Genomic DNA, 23529 nt, shown 5'->3' with positions numbered 1-23529 from the left:
TGCTTAACCTAAAATAGACGTCCTTCACCTGCGTAGGTACCTGCAAGGATTTTAGTGTAAATTGCATCAGCTTTTTCTTTTGCTTCTTCAATTTCTTTAGGTAGCATCGAACGCTCATCTAACTTTCGACTATGGCTTGCTTGCATGTTGCCATTGTATTCGGCAATTGTATTCCATATGTATGACTTCTCAAGGTTTTTAGGCATTCCTAGCCCTTCAAAGTACATAAGCGCTAAATTAAATTGCGCTAAAGAATAGTTATTCCCAGCGGCTTTTTCGTACCATGTTTTAGCAAGTTTGTAGTCGTGACTAACACCATCACCATTTGAATACATCACGCCTAAGTTAAACTGTGCGGCAGGCATGTTTTTTTTGGCTGCTTTTTCGAATAAAGATAAAGCCATTTGTTTGTCTAACTTAACGCCTTTGCCTTCGTCGTATAATACCGCTAATGCAAACATTGAGTCTGCGTGATTCTTTTTTACGCCTTTTTTGTATAGATCGGCTGCTTTGTAATAATCGCGTGTAACGCCGTGGCCTTCTTCGTATAATTTAGCAAGCTCGTAAATGCCAGGTGCAAACCCTTTGTCGGCAAGGTATTCAAATTCTTTTAAAGCGAATTCAAAGCGACCTTCGTTCGCCGCAATAATACCTTCTTCAAGGGTCGCATTCGCAAAAGGGCTCGCAATTAAAGCACCCGTAAGTAATAACGTTTTTAAATTAAACTGTGACATAGCGATGTCTCCAAAAAGTAATCGTTTCACTGTGAGTTAAATAAAACCATTTTATTTGCAACACTATTGCACTTGCAGCTATTTAAGGGCGTATAACGTTGCTATATTTTAGGTTTATTTTATTACTACAAACAAACTAGCGTGCATTTAAGTTTAGATAAACTCTGTTTGTGATTATAGCTCAAATCGGGGGCGTTTTTTCTAACACGTTCGATTTTATAAGCGTAAGATACAGATATAACAGAAAATTTAAAAGAAATAACTATGTCAAAGCATGGCGAAAAGTTGCTAATTATAAACTTTTGACTGTTATGCTATTTAAGGTAGCGAGTTCACGTTACGTAGGTTCATTATGTAAGTGCTTAGCTAAGTGAAGCGTTTATATTTGCAGAGGTGAAAATGTTAAAAACAATAAAAAATAAGTTGTCACATATAACTATTGCGTTAAGCGTACTGCTATTAACGAGTTGTTCTGCCTCGTTTACATATAATAATTTAACTTGGTTATCGTCATTTTGGGTTGATGATTACGTCGATTTAAACAAACAACAGAACAAGCAATTAAAAGAGATTATTAACACCACACAGCAATGGCATCGCGATACACAGTTGCCAGCATACAAGCAAGATATTGAAAATTTAAAGTCGCTGTTTAATCAAAATCTAAATCATGCTCAATTAAAAGAGCAGGTAGTATTTGCTAGGGCCCACTGGAAAAATCTTCTTGAGCATGCGCATTTTTCGCTTGCGCAATTAGGGTATACGCTCTCTACAGATCAGCGCGATGAATTTATACAAAATATTCAAGATCAAATTAACGAAGATCGTGAGCAATACAACGAACAATCTAGTAAAGAGCGCAAAACTAAACGCCTAGAAAACCAGTTAGACTACTACTCAGATTGGCTGGGTAAGCTCACTGACCAGCAAAAGCAACTTATTACAGACGCAAATAACAAGCATACGGAGTCAGGCGGGCTGTGGCTTGATTACAAACAAACTCGATTAGATGCAGCAAAATTAATAATGGTTGATGAAACACTCTCTGAAGATGAGTTTGTAACTAAATTAAGCTATGTAATAAAAGAGCGTGAAGCCTTTATGAGCGAAGAGCAATTAGCTATAAATGCCAGCAACCTTGATTTATATGTTAATTTATTAATAGAACTAGCCCCGACATTGAATAAAAAACAGCGCGAAAGTGTTAATGATGAATTTGACAGCCTAATTGAAACCCTTAACGATTTAATGGAACCTTAAAATTTAAACCTTTACATTGAGTACGAAAATTTCATTTATATAATATAAATATGATCTTACTAAGTAGGCTCAACGTAGGTTAAACGTTTTTAAAATTAGTCAGTTATTTACAGCTAAATTTTATAGGCTACGAAAATACATAAATAAAGGATTCTAACGGCACTTATATGGTAACTGATTTAAAAAGCATGCTTGCAACGTGGCACCCTTTACGAGACGAACAGCAATGGGTTTTGGCTACATTGTATAAAATTGAAGGCTCGAGCTACCGTAAGCTAGGCGCCATGATGCTTATTTCTAGCTTAGGGCAGCGATTGGGTATGCTCTCCGGTGGGTGCTTAGAGGCAGATATTCAGCGCCACGCCAAACAAGTAATGACTTCCCTTACGTCAAAAACTATTACGTATGATGCCACCGATGAAGATGATTTAACTTTTCAGCTAGGTATTGGCTGTGGTGGTGTTGTCCATATTGTTTTACAGCCAGTTAATAGCGCCAATGAATACCTAAATCTCGATTTTGTTTTTAATGCTCTTAAAGAAAAAGTGTCAGGTTATTATTTACAACCAGTGCAACCTCTTTGTGCGTTGGGGCAGGGCGTTTTTTCAATACGTAATGTTTCTGATGGTCTTTCTGTTAATCGTAAAGCACAAATCATTGAAAAAAATAATCAGCATTGGCTTCAAGTGGCCGTATACCCAGCCCCACATATTTTAATTGTGGGTGGCGGTGCCGACGCTGTTGCCGTTTATTCTATGGCTAAGCAGCTGGGTTGGGTTGTGACTGTGTGGGATCCCCGCGCGGCTAATGCTAAAAGGCAATATTTTCAGCAGGCAGATGCTATTTTACGTTGTCCGCCTCAAGAGCTAACCCAATATTGCGAAAAGCAAAAGGTGGATGCCAGCATATTAATGGCCCACAGTGTTGAGCTTGATGCAAATGCACTATATGCGTTGAACCAGTCTAATTTAAAATATATGGGGCTGCTGGGTCCTAAGCACCGACGAGCACAAGTTTTTGAGCAAGCCAATATAGCTATACAAGAGGTTAAAGCACCTGTTTTTGGGCCTGTAGGGCTTAACTTAGGTGGCGACTCGCCAGAAAGTATTGCATTGTCACTTATTAGTGAAATACACGCCGTGCTTTCTAATAAAGATGCTACATCCCTAAGCAATTGGGGTCAGTGAAGTATGCGCATAGCAAAAGTGTTGTTAGCCGCAGGACAGTCGTCTCGTTTTGATGGATGCAAATTAATAGCAAATGTGGGCAATAATAAAACTATGATTGCTCGTGCAGTTGACGTTTTACAGCAGTTAGACGCGGGTGCCGTCTATGTTGTTTCAGGCGCCTGGCATAACGAAATTACTCAAGCGCTAAAGCACTACAATAATGTCGAAATTATCTGTAATTTAGATTGGCAGCAAGGGTTAGGTAAATCAATCGCGCTTGCAGCTAATCAGTTAAGGCATAGTGACGGTTGGGATGGCATTTTATTTATGCTAGCCGATCAGGTTGAATTGGAGGCGTGCGATATTCAGCTGTTAGTCACTCGTTTTCAGAATAACCCCACTCGATGGTGTGCTAACTATGGAGAACGATTAGGTGTGCCGGCAATTTTTCCTCATGATGATTTTGATTTACTCACCACTTTGTCTAATGACAAAGGCGCTCAACATCTACTTCGTGAATCCGGCGGTATTGTAAACTGCGTTTTACTAAATAAGGCAAGCGCAGACATAGATACCGTTGAGCAGTTAAATTGTTATACCGCTAAACAGGCGCTAAATTAAATAATTAAAACTTTAGGCAATAAATCTACCTCAAACAGAGGTTCAGCTTAAATAAAAAAACAAACTAAACTTTAATTGAACATGTTTATATAAATACATACTGCGCAGGGCATAAAGTTGCGCACACTACTTAAGAGCAATGTCGAGGATCAAGTTGCTTTAATTTTAATGGTATTACCAACTGCTCAGCACAAATCGCAGTGCAGTTGATTGAAAGCTAATTCAAGGGGCGGGTTATGGTAACGTTTACAATTAATGGCAAAGTGATTGAATCACAAGCAAGTGAAGATACACCACTGCTATGGGTTATTCGCGATGAAGTAGGACTAAAGGGCACTAAGTTTGGTTGTGGCATAGCAATGTGTGGTGCGTGTACAGTGCATTTAGATGGACAGGCTACACGTTCATGTGTATTACCCGTAGGAGCTGTAGCTGGTAAAAACATTACCACTATTGAAGGTCTCAATAACGAACACCCGCTTCAAAAAGCATGGGTTGAAGAGCAAGTACCGCAATGTGGTTATTGTCAGTCTGGGCAGATTATGCAAGCGGCAACATTACTTGCAGACAATCCGTCGCCAACAGACGAAGAAATTGTCAATCATATGAATGGTAACTACTGCCGCTGCATGGCGTACAAACGTATAAAGTCGGCAATACAACGTGCGGCCGATGAGTCACAAAGTGCAGTACAAATGTTTAACCCAAATAAGCAAGACGTTTAATTGGAGCGCATAATGAAAAAACTATTTCAAAAAAACAGCGAAACCGTCAACTTAAATCGTCGTTCATTTATGATTGGCAGTGCTAGTGCGGGCTTGATAATGGCATTTGCGCCTGCGTTACTTTCAGGTTCTTTAAGCGCCAAAGAATCAATTTCACAACAGGCGTTTTCACCCACTATTTGGTGGACAATGGATACCAATGGTGGGGTAGAGGTTAGCATTGCAAAGGCTGAAATGGGCCAACACATTGGTACTGCTTTAGCACGAATAGTGGCCGACGAGTTAGAGTGTGATTGGGATAAAGTATCAATTACTTACGTAGACACCCATGAGAAATGGGGATATATGGTTACAGGTGGTTCGTGGTCAGTATTTCAAAGTTTTAAACCGCTATCGCAAGCGGGTGCCGCAGGTCGCTTAGCCCTTATTGATGCAGGGGCAAAAATGCTAGGGGTTAAACCAGAGCAATGTATTGCACAAAAAGGGCAAATTGTTGCTGGTGGTCAATCGGTAAGTTACGCTGATATTGTACAAAAAGGTGAATTTAATCTTACCTTTACAAGTGAAGAAGTTGCAAAGCTTCCTTTAAAACCAGCCAATAAACGTCATTTAACCGGCTTAAACCAAGATTTTAAAGCATTAGATATACCCGCTAAAACAAACGGAACAGCAGTGTATGGCATTGATGTTGAAATAGAAGGTATGGTGTATGCGCGTCCGGTTATTCCTCCAACACGTTACGGTAGTAAAGTAACAAGCGTTGATGACAGTGGCGCAAAAGCAATTAAAGGTTATCGCGGTTTTGAAATATTAAACGATCCTAGTAATACCGTTGAGGGATGGGTTGTTGTACTGGCTGACAATTATCACAGTGCTATTAAAGCGGTTGATGCGTTAAATGTAAGCTACCAGGTAGGCAAAACGGCCAACGTCTCCGAGGCAGATATTCAGGCGCAGGGTAAAAAATTATGTGACGATAGCGCATCCGGTACTTTATTTGTAGATGAAGGCAATACGCCTCAGGTTTTGGCCGATGCAAAAAACACATTTGATGCAACTTACACCACGGCGACAGCAAGTCACTACCAATTAGAGCCACTTAACGCCATAGCTGAATTTAAAAACGGTAACTGGATTGTACATACGGGTAACCAATGGCAATCACTCACGTTACCTGCTTTAGCCAAAGCCCTCGATATAGAGCAAAATAAAGTCATTATTCGTCCTTACTATTTGGGTGGTGGCTTTGGACGTCGTTTATTTGGTGATTGGACAGTCCCTGCTGCATTAACGGCAAAAGCAATAGGTAAACCGGTTAAGCTTGTATTTACCCGTGAAGATGACAGTTTATTTGATCAGTCTCGCTCAGCGTCTACGGCTAAATTAACCGCTTCGTTCGGTGAAAAGGGAGAGCTTAGCGCATTAGAGCATGCGTTTGCTGCAGGCTGGCCAACTAAAGCAATGGCGCCAGGTTTTTTGGCTCCTGGTGTTGATGGTAATGGTAAATTTGATTCGTTTTCTGCCTCAGGTGCTGATCACTGGTATAGCATGAGTAACCATCGTGCTCGTGCTATCAATAACGAGTTAGCACAAAGCACTTTTACGCCGGGTTGGTTACGTTCAGTTGGACCGGGTTGGATTGTATGGAGCCTTGAGTCTTTTATAGACGAAATAGCGCATAAGCAAGGTATTGATCCGGTTAAGTTTCGTTTATCAATGCTTGATGGTGAAGGAAAACAAGCGGGTAAAGCACCTGAAAGTGTGGGTGGCGCGCGCCGTTTACATGATGTACTTAAAAAAGTGTCAGACAAAGTTAGCTCAATAAAGCTGAACGAAAACGAGGGCATTGGTTTTTCGGTTAGTTCAGGGCAAGAGCGCCACATGCCAGCATGGATTGGCACTGCAGCCCATGTTCACGTTAACAAAAGCGATGGCAAAATCACCCTTAAAAAGTTATACGCTGTTGTTGACGCCGGTTTAATTGTACATCCTGATGGTGCGATGGCTCAATTAGAAGGGTCATTATTATGGGGAGCGAGTATGGCCTTACATGAGTCCAACTCTTATAAAAATGGCCAAGTAGCTGCTACAAACTTTAATACTTACCTTCCACTCAGAATGCAAGATGTACCCGAAATGGACATCGAGTTTGTGCAAAGTGATGAGTTTCCTGTAGGGTTAGGGGAGCCAGGTGTTATTGGCGTTGCGCCAGCAATTGGCAATGCCGTATACAATGCAGTAGGTGTACGTTTACGTGACTTACCAATGAAACCAAGTGCAGTTGTAAAAGGTTTAAAAGCCTAAATAAACACCAAAAGCGTGTAAACCTTAAATTTACACGCTTTTGCAGTGCGAGTTATTAGGCTCATATTAGATTAAATACATAAGGTCTTTATTTTATATTAATAAAGCAAAAATCCTTGTGTTAACCTACAACCATAACAAAAGCATAACCTGTAATACTCACAGGCTCAGTCAAACAAAGTAAAGTGAAGGTTTTTTATGCTCATCGACCCAGCAGGGCGAAAATTTAGTTACTTACGTTTATCGATTACCGATGTGTGTAACTTTAAATGTGTTTATTGTTTACCCGATGGCTACCAATGTGACCATGACAGAGAATTCCTTTCACTGAATGAAATCAGTAATACTATTAGTGCTTTTGCGCATCATGGTATTACCAAGCTACGTATTACTGGCGGTGAACCCACCCTTAGAAAAGATTTCATAGATGTTATTCGTGTGGCAAAAGATACACCGGGCATTACAAAAATAGCCGCTACAACAAACGGCTTTTCAATGCATAAGCACATTAATGATTGGGTAGATGCAGGGCTTAATGCGATTAATGTGAGTATTGATACACTTGATCCAAGAATGTTTAATACTATTACCGGTCACGATAAATTTAATACCGTGATGAAAGGCATAGACGCCGCGTTAGAAAGCGGTATTGAATCGGTAAAAATAAACAGCGTGTTAATGAAGCAATATAATGGTCAAGAGCTCGACACATTTTTAGCGTATTTAAAGCATCGTCCAGTCACTATGCGCTTTATTGAACTAATGCAAACTAACGACAATAAGGCATTTTTTGATAAAAATCACGTATCGGGCCAGTCAATCAAAGCACGATTACGTGCAGCAGGGTGGCAACCTGTCATTAGAAGCATTACAGACGGTCCTGCTCAGGAGTTTTACCATCCTGATTACCAAGGGCGTATCGGCTTAATAATGCCTTACAGCAACGACTTTTGTAACACATGTAACAGGCTGAGAGTGTCTTCTTTGGGTAAATTACACCTTTGTTTGTTTTCAGAGCAAGGTATTTCATTACGAGAGTACATGAATGAAAACTCAAACCAAGCACTTATAGATCAGTTATCTCGTTATATTAAAACTAAAAAACCAACTCATTTGCTACATCAGGGCGAAACAGGTGTAACAACTAACCTTTCAATGCTGGGTGGTTAGCGGTTAAAAATGCCACAATGTGGTGTAATAACGCTCGGTTACACTTGTTATATATTTATTACAGGGTAGAATAATCCCTTAGTTCGACGTTATTGAGTTAATTGAATGGATATCACCGCTCTAAATAGTACTAAAGCATTAAGAAAGCACGTTCTTGTATGGATGTGTTTGTTTTTTGGTTCTGTGTCATTATTTTTTAGCGCATTAAACGTATTCAGTGGTGTCTATTTGCTCGGCTTTTTAGAGCTCTGTTTTTCAATTTATTGCCTGTATACCATTCATCATTTAAGTAAGCATGCATTGCGGTTTTGGCAGTCTGTTGTAATGTGTGTATTGGTTTGTATTATAGTTTTGTACGCCAATTATATATCAGAACCTAAATATGGCTTATTTGTATGGTCATTCGCTTTGCCTGTATTGTGTTACTTATTAATGGGAAAGCGATACGGAATTTTCTTCTCAGGTACTGTCCTCTTTATTCAATCACTGATTTTATTAAGTAAATCTTCGCCTGATCCTATAGTAAATTTAAATATGGCGATTAACTTACTATTGGCCTATGTCAGTATTTGGACTGTTTCGCATATTTTTGAGGGAAGCCGCGCGCTTTCATCTAAACGTTTAAAAAACCTAGCACTACTTGACCCATTAACTGGCGCAGGTAACCGGTTATCAATGAACCACTATTTTGAAGTAGAGCTGGTTGATAAAACAAATACCTATTTATTTTTACTCGACTTAGATTACTTCAAACAAATAAATGACAAATTTGGCCATGATGTAGGCGATAAAGTACTTACTGAAATTGCAACGCTTTTAAGAATAACCTTAGCAAAGGGGTACGTGTTTAGGGTTGGCGGTGAGGAGTTTGCCGTTATTCATTCTTTTAATAGCAAAGACGAAGCCTTATTTGCAGCTGAAAAGTTAAGAGAAACTGTTGAAAAAACACCGTTTAATATTGAGGGGCATGCAATTAAACTTACTATCAGTATTGGTGTAGCTGACTATCAAGCTAACCCCTCGCTTGAATCTATTTTCATTGCAGCTGATAAACAGCTTTACAAAGCAAAACGCTTAGGTCGAAATAAAGTATATGCAAGTTCAAAAGAGCAATTAAAGCAAATAGAAGTACCTGCTTAATACATTTTTTCAAAGTTTGGGATGCCGCGTTCCCAAATTGGTTTATCTTTTCCTAAATATTCGCGCACTGCATCAAAAAATAACCGTGTACGTACAGGTAAATCTCTGTGCGGATAAACAGCATACATAGCACTGTAATCCATTAACTTCACATCCGTTAATATAGGAATTAATTTACCCTCAGTAATTTCGTCACCGATTATAAATGCCGGTGCTACAAAATAAGCGGTGCCAGATATGGCTTTCATGAGCAGTGCTTCAGCGTCGTTGGCGCGATACACACTTTTTATTTTTTGCTCACATGGCTCACCCGAGCTATTGTAATAATCAACTGTTTCAACTCTCATAGAGTTGCTCGCATAACTTGCCGCAGGTAAATCTGCTAGTTCTTCCATGGTGGATGGCATACCATACGTACTGATAAACTCGGGGGCCGCAACAATTAATAAGCGATTTCGTGCAATTTTTCTTGCAATGAGTGATGAATCTTTTGGCTCCCCAATACGAAATGCTAAATCGAACCCTTCAGATACAATATCTACTAATCTGTCATCAAGCCTTAATTCAACTTCAACCTGAGGAAAGCGCTTTTGAAAGTCATTGAGTACAGGTTGTAAGTAGCGCCTACCAATGAGTGTTGATGAAGTAATTTTGAGGACGCCACGAGGCTCTAAGTGGTAGTTTTCGGCCATGCGCACGGTTTCGCCAAGCAGCTCTCTGAGCTCACCGGCTTTTTTTATCATTTCTGCACCAGCGGCAGTGAGTGAAAATGAGCGAGTAGTGCGGTTTAGCAATCTAACCCCTAGCTCATCTTCTAAACGACTAATTTGTTTAGAGATCACAGAGCGATCGATATTACGTAATTCGGCAGCTTTAGCAAAAGAGCCTTGCTCAACCACTTCAAGCAACATTAAAAGCCGACTTGTCGTATCCATAAAACCACCAAAACAATACTATTGATGCCATTTTGGCATTAATGAATTTAAAAATCTATGGTTTTTGTCCGCAGGTATAACCCGTAGTATGCGTTCTTAATCAATTAAAGGAGCGTCTTCATGAAAAAACACCTTATCGCTGCTGCATTTGCAGGCGCATTTTTAACACTTGCTGGTTGTGCTGATGAAAGCACACCGCCTTCGGCTCAAGCACAATTTCTTCAACCTATAGATGTTGCTAACGTACTTGTTAAACCAGTACAAAGCTGGCACACCTACACAACTCGCTTAGAGTCTCCGCAAGAAGTTGCACTTATGCCACGAGTATCTGGTGTTATAGAACAAATTACGTTTAATGAAGGCGACCTTGTTAAAAAAGGCGATGTATTATTTAAGCTTGATGACCGTCCGTTTGCGGCGGTTGTTGCTAGTTTAAAAGCCCAAGTTAACAGTGCACAAGCTGCGCTTGAGCAAGCAAAAAGCGAAGCTAAACGCGCTGAGCGCTTAACTGAACGTAAAGCAATTTCAACTGAGCAAGCAGAGTCACGTACCTCTGTATTACGCCAACGCGAAGCACAACTTGCTGCATTACAAGCACAGCTAACATCAGCTGAACTTGATTTAGAATTTACAGCCATTGTGTCACCTATCGACGGTGTGATCTCGCGTGCCAATATCACGAAAGGTAACAACATTATTGCAGGGCAAAGCGTGCTTACCAGTATTGTTTCTAACGAAAAAATGTACGCCTATTTTGATGTGGACGAACGCACCTGGAATAGCGATTTTAGTAATGTGACCTCAAAAAGTCGCCAAGCCGTTGTAATGCAAAAAGTAGGCGAACGCGATTTTGCTTACAAGGGGTACATAAACTTTATTGATAATCAAATTAACTCATCAACAGGTACGCTGCGTGTGCGTGCTGTATTTGATCAGGATAACAGCCAATTACGTGCAGGGTCGTTTGCGCGTATTAAGCTTGCTGCTAATTCAGTCACAGAGCAAATAATTGTGCCAGACAGAGCAATAGGGACTGATTTAAAAAACCGCTTTGTTTTGACAGTGGGTGAAAACAATGTGCTGCAGTACAAATTAGTCACAGTGGGTGAGCGTTATGGCTCTCTTCGTGCCATCACCTCAGGTCTTTCAGAGGGCGATGTAATAGCCGTAAATGGCCCTGCTCGTGTTGGACCAGGTATGCCTGTGGCACCGAACAAAGTAACCATTGATAGCAGTGATGTTGCGTTCACCATGAACAATGACGATTCAAGCTTAGTCGCAAAGCAATAAGGTTTTTTAGATGAAATTTTCACACTTTTTTATACAGCGACCCATTTTTGCGGCCATGCTGTCTTTGGTTATATTAATTGCCGGTGGTATTTCGTTATTCCAACTGCCGGTAAGTGAATACCCAGAAGTCGTGCCTCCTACCGTGGTTGTAACAGCAAGCTACCCAGGAGCTAACCCAACGGTAATAGCGCAAACGGTAGCAACGCCGTTAGAGCAAGAAATTAATGGTACAGAAAACATGCTGTATATGTTTTCTCAAGCAACCAGTGATGGTCGTATGACGCTGACGGTTACATTTGCACTAGGGACTGATTTAGACCGCGCCCAAGTACAAGTACAAAACCGTGTAAACAGCGCCTTGCCACGTTTACCTGAAGAAGTGCAACGTTTAGGTGTGGTGGCTGAAAAATCATCGCCCGATTTAACCATGGTGGTGCACTTGTACTCACCAGAAAAATCGCACGATACCGCGTATTTGTCTAACTATGCCGACCTATATATTAAAGACGAAATAGCACGCTTACCGGGTGTGGGTGACTTGCGTTTATTTGGCGCAGGTAAATATGCCATGCGTGTATGGTTAAACCCAGATGCGCTAGCAGCACGCGAGCTAACCGCAACCGATGTAATAACAGCACTTCGTTCACAAAACCAACAAGTAGCAGCAGGTAGCTTGGGTGCACAGCCGGTTTCTAACGACAGTCAATTTCAAGTGCTGTTAAATGTAAAAGGGCGTTTAAACAGTATTGAAGAGTTTGAACAAGTAATTATTAAAGTGGGTGATGAAGGCCAAATAACACGCCTTACTGATATTGCCCGCGTAGAGCTTGGTCAAGACAGTTACTCTTTGCGTGCTGAGCTTGACTCGCAACCTGCACTTGCAATGCCTATATTTCAACGCCCAGGGTCTAATGCAATTGAGCTTTCGGACCAAGTACGCGAAACCATGGCTCGCTTATCAAAAGACTTTCCTGAAGGTGTAGAATACGACATAGTTTATGACCCTACTGTATTTGTTCGTGGCTCTATTGATGCTGTTATTGCCACGTTGCTTGAAGCTATTGTACTAGTAGTGATTGTTGTCATTGTGTTTTTACAAACATGGCGTGCTTCTATTATTCCACTTATTGCTGTGCCTATTTCACTCATTGGTACGTTTGCGGTAATGCAGTGGTTAGGCGTATCTATTAACACCTTGTCGCTGTTTGGTTTAGTACTTGCCATTGGTATTGTGGTGGATGACGCCATAGTTGTAGTTGAAAATGTTGAGCGTAACATTGAACAAGGGTTATCGCCGCTTGAGGCAACACGTGTTGCTATGAGCGAAGTAACAGGGCCAATTATTGCCATTGCACTCGTATTGTGTGCTGTGTTTATTCCTACGGCATTTATTACCGGACTGTCAGGGCAATTTTATAAGCAATTTGCCTTAACAATTACTATTTCTACGGTAATTTCAGCAATTAACTCGTTAACGCTGTCGCCAGCATTAGCGGCACTGTTGTTAAAGTCTCACGATACTAAGCCAGATGCATTCACACGTTTGTTAAATAAACTATTTGGTCGCTGGTTATTTAAACCCTTTAACCGTGTATTTGACCGAGGCGCAAAAGGCTACGAAAAATTAGTTAAAAAACTAATTCGTATGAGCTTTATTGTAATGATCGGTTATGTTGCCCTAGTAGGTGGAACCATTAAGCTGTTTGATGCAGTACCTGGTGGATTTATTCCACAACAAGACAAACAGTACTTAGTTGCCATTGCACAACTACCTGATGCAGCAAGCCTTGACCGTACTGAGGATGTACTTAGACAAATGCAGCAAATTGCACTTGAAGTACCAGGTGTAGCTAATACGGTTGCGTTTCCAGGTTTATCAGTAAATGGCTTTACCAACAGCCCTAACAGCGGGATTGTGTTTACCCCGTTAGATGCATTTGAAAATAGAACCGATCCGAGTAAATCGGCCATGGCTATAGCCGCGCAGTTAAATCAACGGTTTGCAGCAATTGACGAAGCGTTTGTTGCAGTATTTCCACCGCCGCCAATTCAAGGCTTAGGTACTACAGGTGGCTTTAAACTTCAAATTGAAGACAGAGCAAACAAAGGTTTTGAAGCGTTATTTAACAGCCTACAAACAGTGATTGGTAAAGCGCAACAAGATCCTGCATTAATGGGGCTTTACTCAAGCTTTAGAATTCAAGTTCCACAAATGGATATTGATATTGACCGTGAACAAGCGTTAATTCAAGGCATACCGCTTGACGAAGTATTTAATGCTTTACAAATATACTTGGGTTCTGTGTATGTAAACGATTTTAATATGTTTGGCCGAACGTACCAAGTAAATGCGCAAGCTGATGCTGATTATCGTCTAGACCCTGATCAAATCCTTAACCTCAAAGTAAGAAATCGTGAAGGTAACATGGTGCCATTAGGCTCAATCCTAACGGTTACGCCAACAATTGGCCCAGACCGTGTAATGCACTACAACGGTTACCCAAGCGCAGAGCTTAACGGCAGTCCTGCACCTGGTTTTAGTTCTGACCAAGCTCAACTGGCAATTGAGGCTATTTTGGCCGACAACTTACCCAGTGGTATCGAGTACGAATGGACTGAAGTAACGTACCAACAAGTATTAGCAGGCAACACTATGGTGTATGTGTTCCCATTAGTTGTGTTACTGGTGTTTATGGTATTGGCTGCACAATATGAAAGCTTACGCTTACCATTGGCAATTATTTTAATTGTTCCAATGACGATATTTTCAGCATTACTTGGTGTTTGGTTTGTAGGTTCAGACAACAATATATTTACGCAAATAGCGCTTATTGTGCTGGTGGCCTTGGCCTCTAAAAATGCGATATTAATGGTTGAATTTGCAAAAGATAAAAACGATACAGGCTTATCGCATATTGATGCAATATTAGCGGCATGTCGTATGCGTTTACGCCCAATACTTATGACATCAATCGCGTTTACAGCGGGTGTTATACCACTTGTACTAGCAACGGGTGCAGGGGCTGAAATGCGCCATGCAATGGGTAATGCCGTGTTCTCTGGAATGATTGGTGTAACCGTGTTTGGTTTATTGTTTACTCCGGTGTTTTACATGCTTGTTGTAAAGAAAAAAGGTAACACACAGGAGTTATCAAATGACTAATCAAATAGCAAAGCGGTTTAAAACACAGTTAACCGTAGCTTCTGTATTAATGGTCACGCTCATATCTGGCTGTGCAAGTAAGGTTGACGTGCTTGACGAGCAAAAAACAATTAACGAATTTGTTGCCAGTGCTGCAGTTGCTGACCAACTAAGTGGTGCAGATGAAACTAACTGGTGGCACGCGCTTAAGTCTGAGCAGCTAAACCAATTAGTATCAGATGCACTCGCTAAAAACTACGACCTAAAAACAAGTCAGCTTGTACTAAAAAGTGCATTAGCTAGGCTGGGCGAGCAAAAAGCACAATATTTACCGCAAGGTGGTGTTGAGGTAGGCGCTCAAAGAAGCGGCTTAGGAGATACAAACTCACGTCAATCAAGTGCTAATTTTGCACTTAATTGGCAGCTTGATTTATTTGGCCGAGTGACTGCTTTAGTTGATGCCGCAAATGCATCGGCTATGAGCCAAGCAGAGCAAGTTCGTTTACTCCAAATTGAAGTTGTTTCAGCGGTTGTTAAAGGGTTTGTTAGCTATCAAGGCAATGCTGAAAAACAGCGCATTATTAGCTTACAAATACAAGCGCTTGAGCAAAGTATTGATGTGTTACAAGCGCGGGTTGATGAAGGTGTTGCAAGTGAGCTTGATTTAAACCGCACCCTAGCGCAATTACGCCAGCAACAAGCGTTAATTCCTGCCATTGAGTTTGCAAAGTACAGTGATTTATCAACGCTTGCTGTTCTTACAGCGCGTTTAACTCAAAATATTGAATTAACAAATGAACTGAGTGTGTTACGCAATAAATTTGACGTAACACTTAGTAAGCCAAATGCCGCTATTGCACTGAGGCCAGATATTAGCCGTGCAATTTATGACTTTAGCCAAGCCAATAGTTTAAGTGTGGCAGCCAGTAAAGCTTTACTACCTGATGTAAGCCTAAGTGGTTTTTCAGGTGTGTTAAGTCTAGGTAGTAATGGCTTTAGCGATACACAGCAGCAATGGCAAATTGCGCCTAAGTTGCAATGGTCAATCTTAAGCTATCCTGCTCTTTTAGCACAACGAGACGCACAACAGTTTTTAAGTGAAGCCGCTTACAGCGATTATCAAAACGTGGTGCTTAAAGCACTTAGTGAAAGTGAGCTTTCGTTGCAGGGTTTAGTTAATCAGGCACAGCAAAAACGTTTTGCAGATGAACGTTATGACTTTGCTAATAAAGCATTTTTACAAGCAGAAGCCATGTATGAAGAAGGCCAAATCCCTTATCTAGAGTTGTTAGATGCGCGGCAGGATGTTTTAATAGCACAAGAAAATGCAGTTGAAACAACCATTTTATCGTTACTTGCTAAGGTCAATGCGTACCAATCATTTAATGGGCAATGGAGCTATGCACTAAGTAACACAAATAAGTAGAGTTTAACGATGTCTGATACTGATATTTTAACGCAAAATACTATACCGCACACAATGCGTGCCATTGTATTGGAAAAACCGAATGATCAAATAAATTTAGCTGACATTGAGTTACCTGTTCCTGAGTGTTCAGGTAACGAGCTACTGATAAAAGTAGAGTATGTTGGTTTAAATCCCGTTGATGGGCATTTTGCAAAATCAGGTTTTTGTCAGTGGCAGTACCCTCATATTTTGGGGCTTGATGCGGTAGGTGTTGTAGTAAAAGCAAGTAAAGGGATTTTTCCTAATGTTGGCGAGCGAGTCATGTGGCACGCCAACGTAGGTGGGCAAGGGGTACTGAGTGAATACACAAAAGTGCCTAATTTTGCAGTGTCTATTGTACCGCAAGAGTTAAACCCAGCGGTTGCTGCTGTGCTGCCTTGCGCCGGAATGGCAGCACTAATTAGCTTAGATAAAATTAGTATCACCGAAGGGCAAACTGTTTTTATTGAAGGTGGAGCAGGTGCAGTGGGGCAGTTTGCTATTCAGTACGCTAAACAGCGTGGCGCTGATGTATTTGCAACAGCCTCTAAGAAAAACCATAAACTCGTTAAACAGCTTGGCGCGGATGTTGTGTTTGACTACAACGATAAAAAGTTGTGTGAAAAAATTCGTAGAGAGCTAGGGCCGCAAGGGTTCGATGCAGTAATCGATACCGTGGGTGGTGAGTCGACAGCGCGTAATATCGAACTCATGCGTTTTTGCGGAAAGATAGCGTGTTTAAATCCATTACCTTGTTTTGAACAAGATCTAATGTACCGGCGCGCGCCAAATATAAGTGTTGTGTCGCTTGGTGGTGCATGGCTCGCTAATAGTTTATGTGCGCAGCAACGCTTGAGCTTTATGGGTAATTTATTACTCGAAGGCGCCACTAATGGTGATATTAAAGCACCGACCTTAACGCCTGTTGAGTTTAACGCAAATGCGGTATCTAATGCCTTAAACACGCAGCTCGCGGGTGGTTTTACAGGCAAGCATGTCGTAAAAGTAGGCTGTTAAAAAACTCTGATTAATACAAAACGCAGCCTGTTTAAGCTGCGTTTTTTTATGCCTTTTTTAGGTGTCATTCACTTATTATTTTTTATACATTTACACTAATAAGCAAAAGCATTTTAAAAAACTTGAGTGGCCATAAATCACGTATTTAACGTGTCAACTTACCCTGTTCAATACAATAAATCAGGCTTAAATTTAAAAATTAAAACAGTCTGTATTTAAAAAAACACCCTAATTCATTACCCGCTTTGCAGATTATTTGCTTTTTGGTGCCTTTGCACGGCGTTTTATCCATCAATCTTAAAAAATTTATCATTTTCAGCGTACAGGTGTAAGCCTTTGTGTTTCAACAGTTTACGTTCGAGTAAAGGAAATAAATTGAAAAAACTGTTAATTAATTGAATAGAGTAATTGATCTAAAGCGATTTTTATGACGTAATGTAGGTATTATTTATCTGGTCGGATGAGTTCAATCATGAGTTTACGTACAAAGTTAAAAAAAGTTTTACCAAGTATTTCTATCACTGAGCAAGAAGCGCTAGACGCGGGTGATGTTTGGCTTGAAGGTTCTATCTATCAAGGTAAGCCTGATTTCAGTGCATTACGCGATGTACCAGCAGCTACACTAACAGCTGACGAACAAGCATTCCTTGACGGCCCTGTACAAGAGCTACTAGGCATGATTGACGATTCAGTAATTCAAAATGGCATTCACTTACCGAATGACATTTTAGAGTTTTTGAAAAAAGAACGTTTCTTCTCGCTTATCATTCCTAAGTCATTTGGTGGTTTAGAGTTTAGCCCTTACGCAAACTCAACAATTGTTGGCACAATTGCGACAAAAAGTTCTGCAGTAGCAGTAACAGTAATGGTACCTAACTCATTAGGTCCGGGTGAGCTACTTCTTCACTTCGGTACGCAAGAGCAACAAGCGCATTACTTACCACGCTTAGCAAACGGCACAGACATCCCATGTTTTGCCCTAACAAGCCCTGAAGCGGGTTCTGATGCAGGTGGCATTCCAGACGTTGGTAAAGTAACCAAAGGCATGCACAACGGCGAAGAAGTTCTTGGCCTAGAAATTACATGGGACAAACGTTATATCACACTTGCACCAATCGCAACTGTTCTTGGTTTAGCATTTAAAGTAGTTGACCCAGATGGTTTACTAGGTGGTAAAGAAAACCTAGGTATCACGTGTGCCTTAATTCCAAAAGAGCACCCAGGTGTAGAACTTGGTAATCGCCACGATCCAATGGGTATCCGTTTTTACAACGGTACTACACGTGGTAACAAAGTATTTGTACCAATGGATTTTGTTATTGGTGGTCAGAAAAACATCGGCCGTGGTTGGCAAATGCTGGTTAGCTGTTTAGGTGCTGGCCGTGGTATTTCACTACCCGCGCTAGGTGTAAGTACAGCGCAAGTTGCACTTAAATCTGCATCTGAATACGCAGCAGTACGAGAGCAGTTTGGCCTATCAATCGGTCAGTTTGAAGGTATTCAAGAAAAGCTTGCTGACATTGCGGGTAAAACATACCTTCAAGAAGCAATGCGTGTACTTACAACTGAAGGTTTAGGCATGGGCTTAAAACCGTCGGTAGTAACGGCAATTGCTAAATACCACATGACTGAACTTGGCCGCGACGTATTAGACTCGGCGATGGACATTCAAGCCGGTAAAGCGATTCAAAACGGTCCACAAAATACATTAGCAAGTGGCTACGTTGCACAACCTATTGCAATTACTGTAGAAGGCGCAAACATCCTTACTCGTAACTTGATGATATTTGGTCAAGGTGTTATGCGTTGTCACCCATACTTACAATCTATGGTTGAATCAATCCACAGCGACGACAAAGGCGCTGATGCAGAATTTAACGGTATTTTACGTAAAACAATTGGTTACAGTACCGCAAACAGCTTACGTGCATTCCGTTTAGGTGTATTACCATTTACAGCTGGCGCAAGCTCAGCATTACCAGAAGTACGTGACTACGAAAAAGCAGTACACAAACTATCTGCAAAACTTGCAGTATACGCTGACTTCTCGTTGTTAGTACTTGGCGGTAAATTAAAGCAAGCAGAAATGCTATCAGCACGTTTAGGCGATGTAATGAGCTTCTTGTATGCAGCTATGGCATCAATTAAATACTACGAGCAAAAAGTAGCGAGCAGCGAGCGCGAGCAAGCAGCACCTTACTTCCATTATGCAACTCGTTTTGCACTACAAAGCGCAGAAGAAGCATTGCACAAGTTCTTAGATAACTTCCCTGCAAGTGGTACTCGTAAGTTTATTCGTTTCGTTACAATGAACTACTCAACTAAAATGCCAAAAATCAGCGATGATTTAATCCGCGAATTAGCTGAACAAGCACAGCTTGATACAGCCTTTAAAGCGCAAATAACGCATTTAGTTAAGCCTATTGAAGGCGACGGTCATCATATTAACGAGCAAGCTTATAAAGCTAAAATTGCATCACTAGCTGAACTTGCAAAAGTTAAAAAAGCATTACGTGCAAGAACCATCAAGCCAGGTGCTCGTTTTAGCATTACGCTTGAAAACGCACTTGCTGCAAACGTAATTACAGATGCTGAGTTTGCTCAGTTAATTGATTACAACAAGAAACGTGAAAAAGCGATTCGTGTTGATGAGTTCGATTTTGATATGAACATATTAGATGACAACGCACAACCAGTTAACCCACTCAAAAGTGTGGTTAACCAGTAAGCTACAAAGCTAATTCAATGATGCAAAGCGCCAGCAAAATCGGCGCTTTTATTCTTAAGTGACTAATTAGTGTGGAGCCCCGTTTGATTAAAACCAAACGGGGCTTTTTTATGTGTTTTTTAAAGTAGCAATAGATAGCGATATTGGTCTTAAAGCGAATATGTAACGCTAGAGTATTAGAAAGAGACGCTCATAATTTTGAATAAGGCTAACAACTCCATTAGCAGCTTGTGTTTTAGCTGGCATGTTACGTTTTAATAGAATATGGTCTACAAACGCTTCGACTTCTGAATTACCCATTGAGCTTGGGTGGCGTTTGTTGTGAAAGTGAATAAAGTTTGGACCCAACTCAAATAAGCATTAATAGTTCTTAATGAATACTGTCGAGTGAGCATATAGTCGGCAATGTAATTTAAATACGCAGAGCGAGTTTTCATTTTCAATTCGTCAAATTAGCGCTGTATATATGCACAGCCATGGCTTCGTCGCTCGCATAGTCAAGAAAACGACCCATTCGCTCGTTTTATACTAAGAAGAAAACGCGCGCGGGTGAAATTTAATAACACTGGCAATTAGTTGGCAAGTTTGTTAATAATAAACCAATAAGAAAACGAGCTACGCTGTGGTAGAAATACGCGCGATTAGCTCGCTATAAACATGTTAGGTGAAATGAGAATGCGGCTAATATTCGCTATATTTATATCTATAACAATAAACTCAGGTTGTAGCCTGCTTGAGACCTCAGCTACTGTAGGATTAGCCTCTGGTCATGTTGTATCTCAATCAAGTAAAGAAGCAGCTGCACAGATAGCACCTACTTTATATGCTGATGAGATTAATATAACGGAATTAAAAAGCACTATCTGTACAACACTAGATTCTAAATTTGGAAACCGTTGGTATTATATGGGCAGTGACGATGAGTATGATTATGTGGTTACTTATCCATTTATAAAGTCACAGCAGATATATAAAATACTACGAGGTGCATTGTTTTTAAATCAGACGTTTGAAGTAACCCAAAACAAAAATGATTGGATAACGATTGTAAAATACAATTATATGAACCCAGCAAACAATCACTTCCATTGGCAGTTAGAATGCAATGCTTCTACTAGCAGTAATTTAAAATTTGGTGATTTTTCACCTAACAAGTCATTTCAGCAGGACAAATAACAGTTGGCTTTGCTCCTGCGTCGCTATTGTAGCCAACAATTATTTGCCTCTGAATGAGGCGTTATGCTTACAGGAGTTAATTTTGAGAATTACGGCAATACTTGGTTTGGCTTTATTCTTGATGTCATGTTCTACGTTAAATGTTTCAGGAAGGATGGACTTTAAAAATGAAACATATACATCCCCAAATAACGAATTTATCGTAGATTTACCCGCGTTGGTTCATCCAAATGCCAAAGATACTGTTTATCCCAATCAATTATTCGTCGACTTTTTCATTGGTTCAGGTTACTGGACTCCTCAAGGATTACACACTATTGAGTGGGTTACACTGCCAAAAGAAATTACAACTGAACAATTTCAAAAAGTTCTTCCCGACATTGTAAATGAACACTCTCAAAATAGGTTTCGCTCTACTGGCGAGTTCAATGTCATAGAGCAACGAAATTTTCCTGATTCTAACTCTCACAAATTCTTAGCTAAGGGGACTTATCAAACCGTGGCTAGCACGTGGATATGCACCATTAAACTATATAAAAATAGAATTGCGTTTATTTCAAAAGTGTTACCTTTGGAAAACCCCAAGCCGATTACTAAATTAGAAGAAAATACAGATAGTTATAGCCAATGGGTGGAATCTTTCAGGGTGTTGTAAGCATAACAAACGCATTAAGGGTGGACGCAAAAAGCTTGGCTGCGCTCATTCTTCGCTTAGTATAGCCGAGCGTTTTGCGCCACTTATGCGGGCGTTATACGGTAAACAAAATGGAGAATTTGTTATTATTTATTATCACGGTACCGCTATAAAAGACTTAGAAAAATTCATAATCGGTTTAGGTGGAGGAGAAACTACAGAACCCACAAATGGAATTTGGCTTTCGACAAATTTTCTCGTGGCAGAGAAGATGGCAAAGAGGTTAACAGAAGATAACGGCCAGGATGGATATGTTTATAGAGTAGAGCTTTTGGATGACACCGTTATTATGAATACAACAACTTTAGAATTGCCAAATGATATCTTTCTGAAATATAAAAAAAGTTTAGATTGTTTTAAGCGATGTATTACAAGAAATGATGGGTGGCTATACAATTTTAGAAAGCCTCATCTCAACAAAGGGTTAAGTAAAGAGGCTATTCGCAATGAAGTGATATCTACTTGTTTGAAAATTGGAATAGATGCTCAAATAAACCCCTTAGGAGTTGTCAACGACGATAAGACAGTGAATGCTTATGAGGAAAGTATTGAAAATAGCACTCTACTTTTATTGAATGTTTCGAAAACTAAAAGCATAACACTTTATAAAACCGTATAACAATCAAATTAAGTTGCTCGCGGGCTCGCTGGGACAGTAATACATGGGCTCTGTCGCTTCGCTCCGATTTTAGCCCATGTATTACTGCCCCTTATTTGGGTGTTAGGAGCTCTAATTGGCTAAAAGGAATTATGTAGAGGAAATTCTCCAGAAAAAAAACCGAAATCATAAGAATGGAAGCCGTAGTGATATATTTCTGCGACGAGTTCACCCTTTGGTAGAGGGGTTTAGACAGATTAGGGCATTAGATAAATCTATAAAGTGGCGAGAAGAATGGCTTAAATATAGTGCCATTGGCTATGTAGCTTGTGTGGAAGGGTACATTCGCCTGCTAATTGCAGATGTAATTAACCAAGGTCAGCCCTACCTTGATCGGGTTTCAAACTTTAAAGAAATAAAGTTTAATGCTGAAATTATAGTTGCTCTTCAAAAAAAAGAAATCACTTTGGGAGATTACATATCTCACTTACTCCCTATCAACAATCTGTCAGATATAAATTCGCATTTAACAATTCTACTAGATACCGACTACATAAAGTTCTACAAGCAGCAATCGTTATCGGACAGCGATAATAGACTGATTGGTGAAGTTTTTGGCAAAGATTTGGGTCAGCTAGAGAAGTTGTTCAAACTAAGACATATGCATGCTCACGAATTAGCTACAAGGGAAAAGTTTCCCGTAGGTGAAATTGAAAATTATATTGGGGCAGCGGCAGTTTTTGTTACCTTTACTGAAGAAATTTTCGAAAGGGTATTATCAAATTCGCCAAGTGAATAGTTTAATTTGGCTTATTAGTGACCCAATTTGGGTGAGAAGTAGGTTCAACGTGTACGCTCCTAACAAACAAATTATGGCACTCGCTGCCGCTCGCTGGGACGCAAACACGCGTGCGGCTTCGCCATTATTGCACACGTGTCTGCGCCCCATATTTGGAAGTTATGTTTCAGTGTTATCACAATAAGTTTACACGATATGAATAAATTCCTGAGTTACCTAGAAGAATGGAAAATATCTAAAACTAAGATATTTGAAAGTGAAGGCTATAAAGCTACTATCACTAAAGTACTAGGTGATTCTAAAAAAGCTCGCTACATAGATCTTGATACAGAAAAGTTAGTTTCAAGAGCGACACTTTGGGAAACTGGAGAATTAGAATTAGAAGCTTTAGATTTTCAATCAGAGAAACAAGTAATTCAATTGTCTGTAATTACCGTCGAAATTTGGGAATTGGATGATAAGTTAAATTGGTGGCTTAGTGAAGTTGCAACGTATTGAAAACATAACAACACGCCCTGAGGTGGACGACTAGTAAAATTTAGCTATTAACTGCAAATTTTAAAAGTGGTGAGCCTCTGCG

At 40.3% G+C, this 23529-nt stretch carries 20 protein-coding genes; 17 read left to right on the top strand and 3 right to left on the bottom strand.

Going from position 1 to position 23529, the window contains the following annotated elements:
* Positions 1-8: 8 nt before the first annotated feature.
* Entirely contained in the window at positions 9-734 is a 726-nt protein-coding gene (locus tag R0J88_RS01770) for a tetratricopeptide repeat protein (protein ID WP_006791705.1), read from the bottom strand.
* A gap of 399 nt (positions 735-1133) precedes the next feature.
* Between R0J88_RS01770 and R0J88_RS01765 the strand changes: the two genes are divergently transcribed.
* The 7 genes from R0J88_RS01765 to R0J88_RS01735 all read left to right on the top strand — a co-directional run bounded on the left by R0J88_RS01765 (position 1134) and on the right by R0J88_RS01735 (position 9123).
* Entirely contained in the window at positions 1134-1994 is an 861-nt protein-coding gene (locus R0J88_RS01765) for a DUF6279 family lipoprotein (RefSeq protein ID WP_410898879.1), read from the top strand.
* Between the two features lie 167 nt (positions 1995-2161).
* Positions 2162-3181, top strand: coding sequence for an XdhC family protein (locus tag R0J88_RS01760; protein WP_410898878.1), 1020 nt, complete (start codon positions 2162-2164; stop codon positions 3179-3181).
* A gap of 3 nt (positions 3182-3184) precedes the next feature.
* Entirely contained in the window at positions 3185-3784 is a 600-nt protein-coding gene (locus tag R0J88_RS01755; RefSeq protein ID WP_410898877.1) for a nucleotidyltransferase family protein, read from the top strand.
* A 236-nt stretch (positions 3785-4020) separates the two neighbouring features.
* Positions 4021-4509 (top strand): (2Fe-2S)-binding protein, encoded by a 489-nt coding sequence (locus R0J88_RS01750; RefSeq protein ID WP_410898876.1) that lies wholly within the window; start codon positions 4021-4023, stop codon positions 4507-4509.
* Between the two features lie 12 nt (positions 4510-4521).
* Entirely contained in the window at positions 4522-6813 is a 2292-nt protein-coding gene (locus R0J88_RS01745; RefSeq protein WP_410898875.1) for a molybdopterin cofactor-binding domain-containing protein, read from the top strand.
* Between the two features lie 198 nt (positions 6814-7011).
* Positions 7012-7983 carry a GTP 3',8-cyclase MoaA gene (moaA, locus tag R0J88_RS01740; RefSeq protein ID WP_006791711.1) on the top strand — a complete coding sequence of 324 codons (972 nt, stop codon included), beginning with the start codon at positions 7012-7014 and terminating at the stop codon, positions 7981-7983.
* Positions 7984-8088: 105 nt separating this feature from the next.
* A complete protein-coding gene (locus R0J88_RS01735) occupies positions 8089-9123 on the top strand; it encodes a GGDEF domain-containing protein (RefSeq protein WP_021032407.1) in 1035 nt (344 codons plus the stop codon).
* Here the strand turns inward: R0J88_RS01735 and R0J88_RS01730 are convergent.
* Positions 9120-10058, bottom strand: coding sequence for a LysR family transcriptional regulator (locus tag R0J88_RS01730; RefSeq protein WP_033018912.1), 939 nt, complete (start codon positions 10056-10058; stop codon positions 9120-9122). The two genes, R0J88_RS01735 and R0J88_RS01730, sit on opposite strands and share 4 nt — an antisense overlap.
* Positions 10059-10178: 120 nt before the next feature.
* Between R0J88_RS01730 and R0J88_RS01725 the strand changes: the two genes are divergently transcribed.
* From R0J88_RS01725 to R0J88_RS01705, 5 genes are all read left to right on the top strand, one after another.
* Positions 10179-11348, top strand: a complete 1170-nt coding sequence (locus R0J88_RS01725; RefSeq protein WP_006791714.1) for an efflux RND transporter periplasmic adaptor subunit — start codon at positions 10179-10181, stop codon at positions 11346-11348.
* Between the two features lie 10 nt (positions 11349-11358).
* The gene (locus R0J88_RS01720) at positions 11359-14511 is read left to right on the top strand and encodes an efflux RND transporter permease subunit (RefSeq protein ID WP_410898874.1); all 3153 of its coding nucleotides are present in this window, start codon (positions 11359-11361) and stop codon (positions 14509-14511) included.
* The gene (locus tag R0J88_RS01715; RefSeq protein WP_410898873.1) at positions 14504-15916 is read left to right on the top strand and encodes a TolC family protein; all 1413 of its coding nucleotides are present in this window, start codon (positions 14504-14506) and stop codon (positions 15914-15916) included. The genes R0J88_RS01720 and R0J88_RS01715 overlap by 8 nt, the downstream gene beginning before the upstream one ends.
* Before the next feature lie 9 nt (positions 15917-15925).
* A complete protein-coding gene (locus R0J88_RS01710) occupies positions 15926-16954 on the top strand; it encodes a zinc-binding dehydrogenase (RefSeq protein ID WP_410898872.1) in 1029 nt (342 codons plus the stop codon).
* 472 nt (positions 16955-17426) lie between these two features.
* Positions 17427-19682 (top strand): acyl-CoA dehydrogenase, encoded by a 2256-nt coding sequence (locus R0J88_RS01705; protein WP_058429757.1) that lies wholly within the window; start codon positions 17427-17429, stop codon positions 19680-19682.
* 168 nt (positions 19683-19850) lie between these two features.
* Here the strand turns inward: R0J88_RS01705 and R0J88_RS01700 are convergent, their stop codons facing one another.
* Entirely contained in the window at positions 19851-19982 is a 132-nt protein-coding gene (locus tag R0J88_RS01700; RefSeq protein WP_410899017.1) for a hypothetical protein, read from the bottom strand.
* 375 nt (positions 19983-20357) lie between these two features.
* Between R0J88_RS01700 and R0J88_RS01695 the strand changes: the two genes are divergently transcribed.
* The 5 genes from R0J88_RS01695 to R0J88_RS01675 all read left to right on the top strand — a co-directional run bounded on the left by R0J88_RS01695 (position 20358) and on the right by R0J88_RS01675 (position 23447).
* The gene (locus R0J88_RS01695) at positions 20358-20858 is read left to right on the top strand and encodes a hypothetical protein (RefSeq protein WP_010556388.1); all 501 of its coding nucleotides are present in this window, start codon (positions 20358-20360) and stop codon (positions 20856-20858) included.
* Positions 20859-20940: 82 nt separating this feature from the next.
* Entirely contained in the window at positions 20941-21513 is a 573-nt protein-coding gene (locus R0J88_RS01690; RefSeq protein WP_410898871.1) for a hypothetical protein, read from the top strand.
* A gap of 85 nt (positions 21514-21598) precedes the next feature.
* Entirely contained in the window at positions 21599-22171 is a 573-nt protein-coding gene (locus tag R0J88_RS01685; protein WP_410898870.1) for a hypothetical protein, read from the top strand.
* A 115-nt stretch (positions 22172-22286) separates the two neighbouring features.
* Positions 22287-22949: a hypothetical protein gene (locus R0J88_RS01680; RefSeq protein WP_410898869.1), complete on the top strand. Its 663-nt coding sequence runs from the start codon at positions 22287-22289 to the stop codon at positions 22947-22949.
* 195 nt (positions 22950-23144) lie between these two features.
* Entirely contained in the window at positions 23145-23447 is a 303-nt protein-coding gene (locus R0J88_RS01675; RefSeq protein WP_410898868.1) for a hypothetical protein, read from the top strand.
* The last annotated feature ends 82 nt before the right edge of the window (positions 23448-23529 follow it).

This window comes from Pseudoalteromonas sp. SIMBA_162 (assembly GCF_046535955.1).
GTDB lineage: Bacteria > Pseudomonadota > Gammaproteobacteria > Enterobacterales > Alteromonadaceae > Pseudoalteromonas > Pseudoalteromonas marina.
The sequence above is the reverse complement of the archived record's forward strand: the minus strand, read 5'-3'. Positions and strand labels throughout refer to the sequence as shown.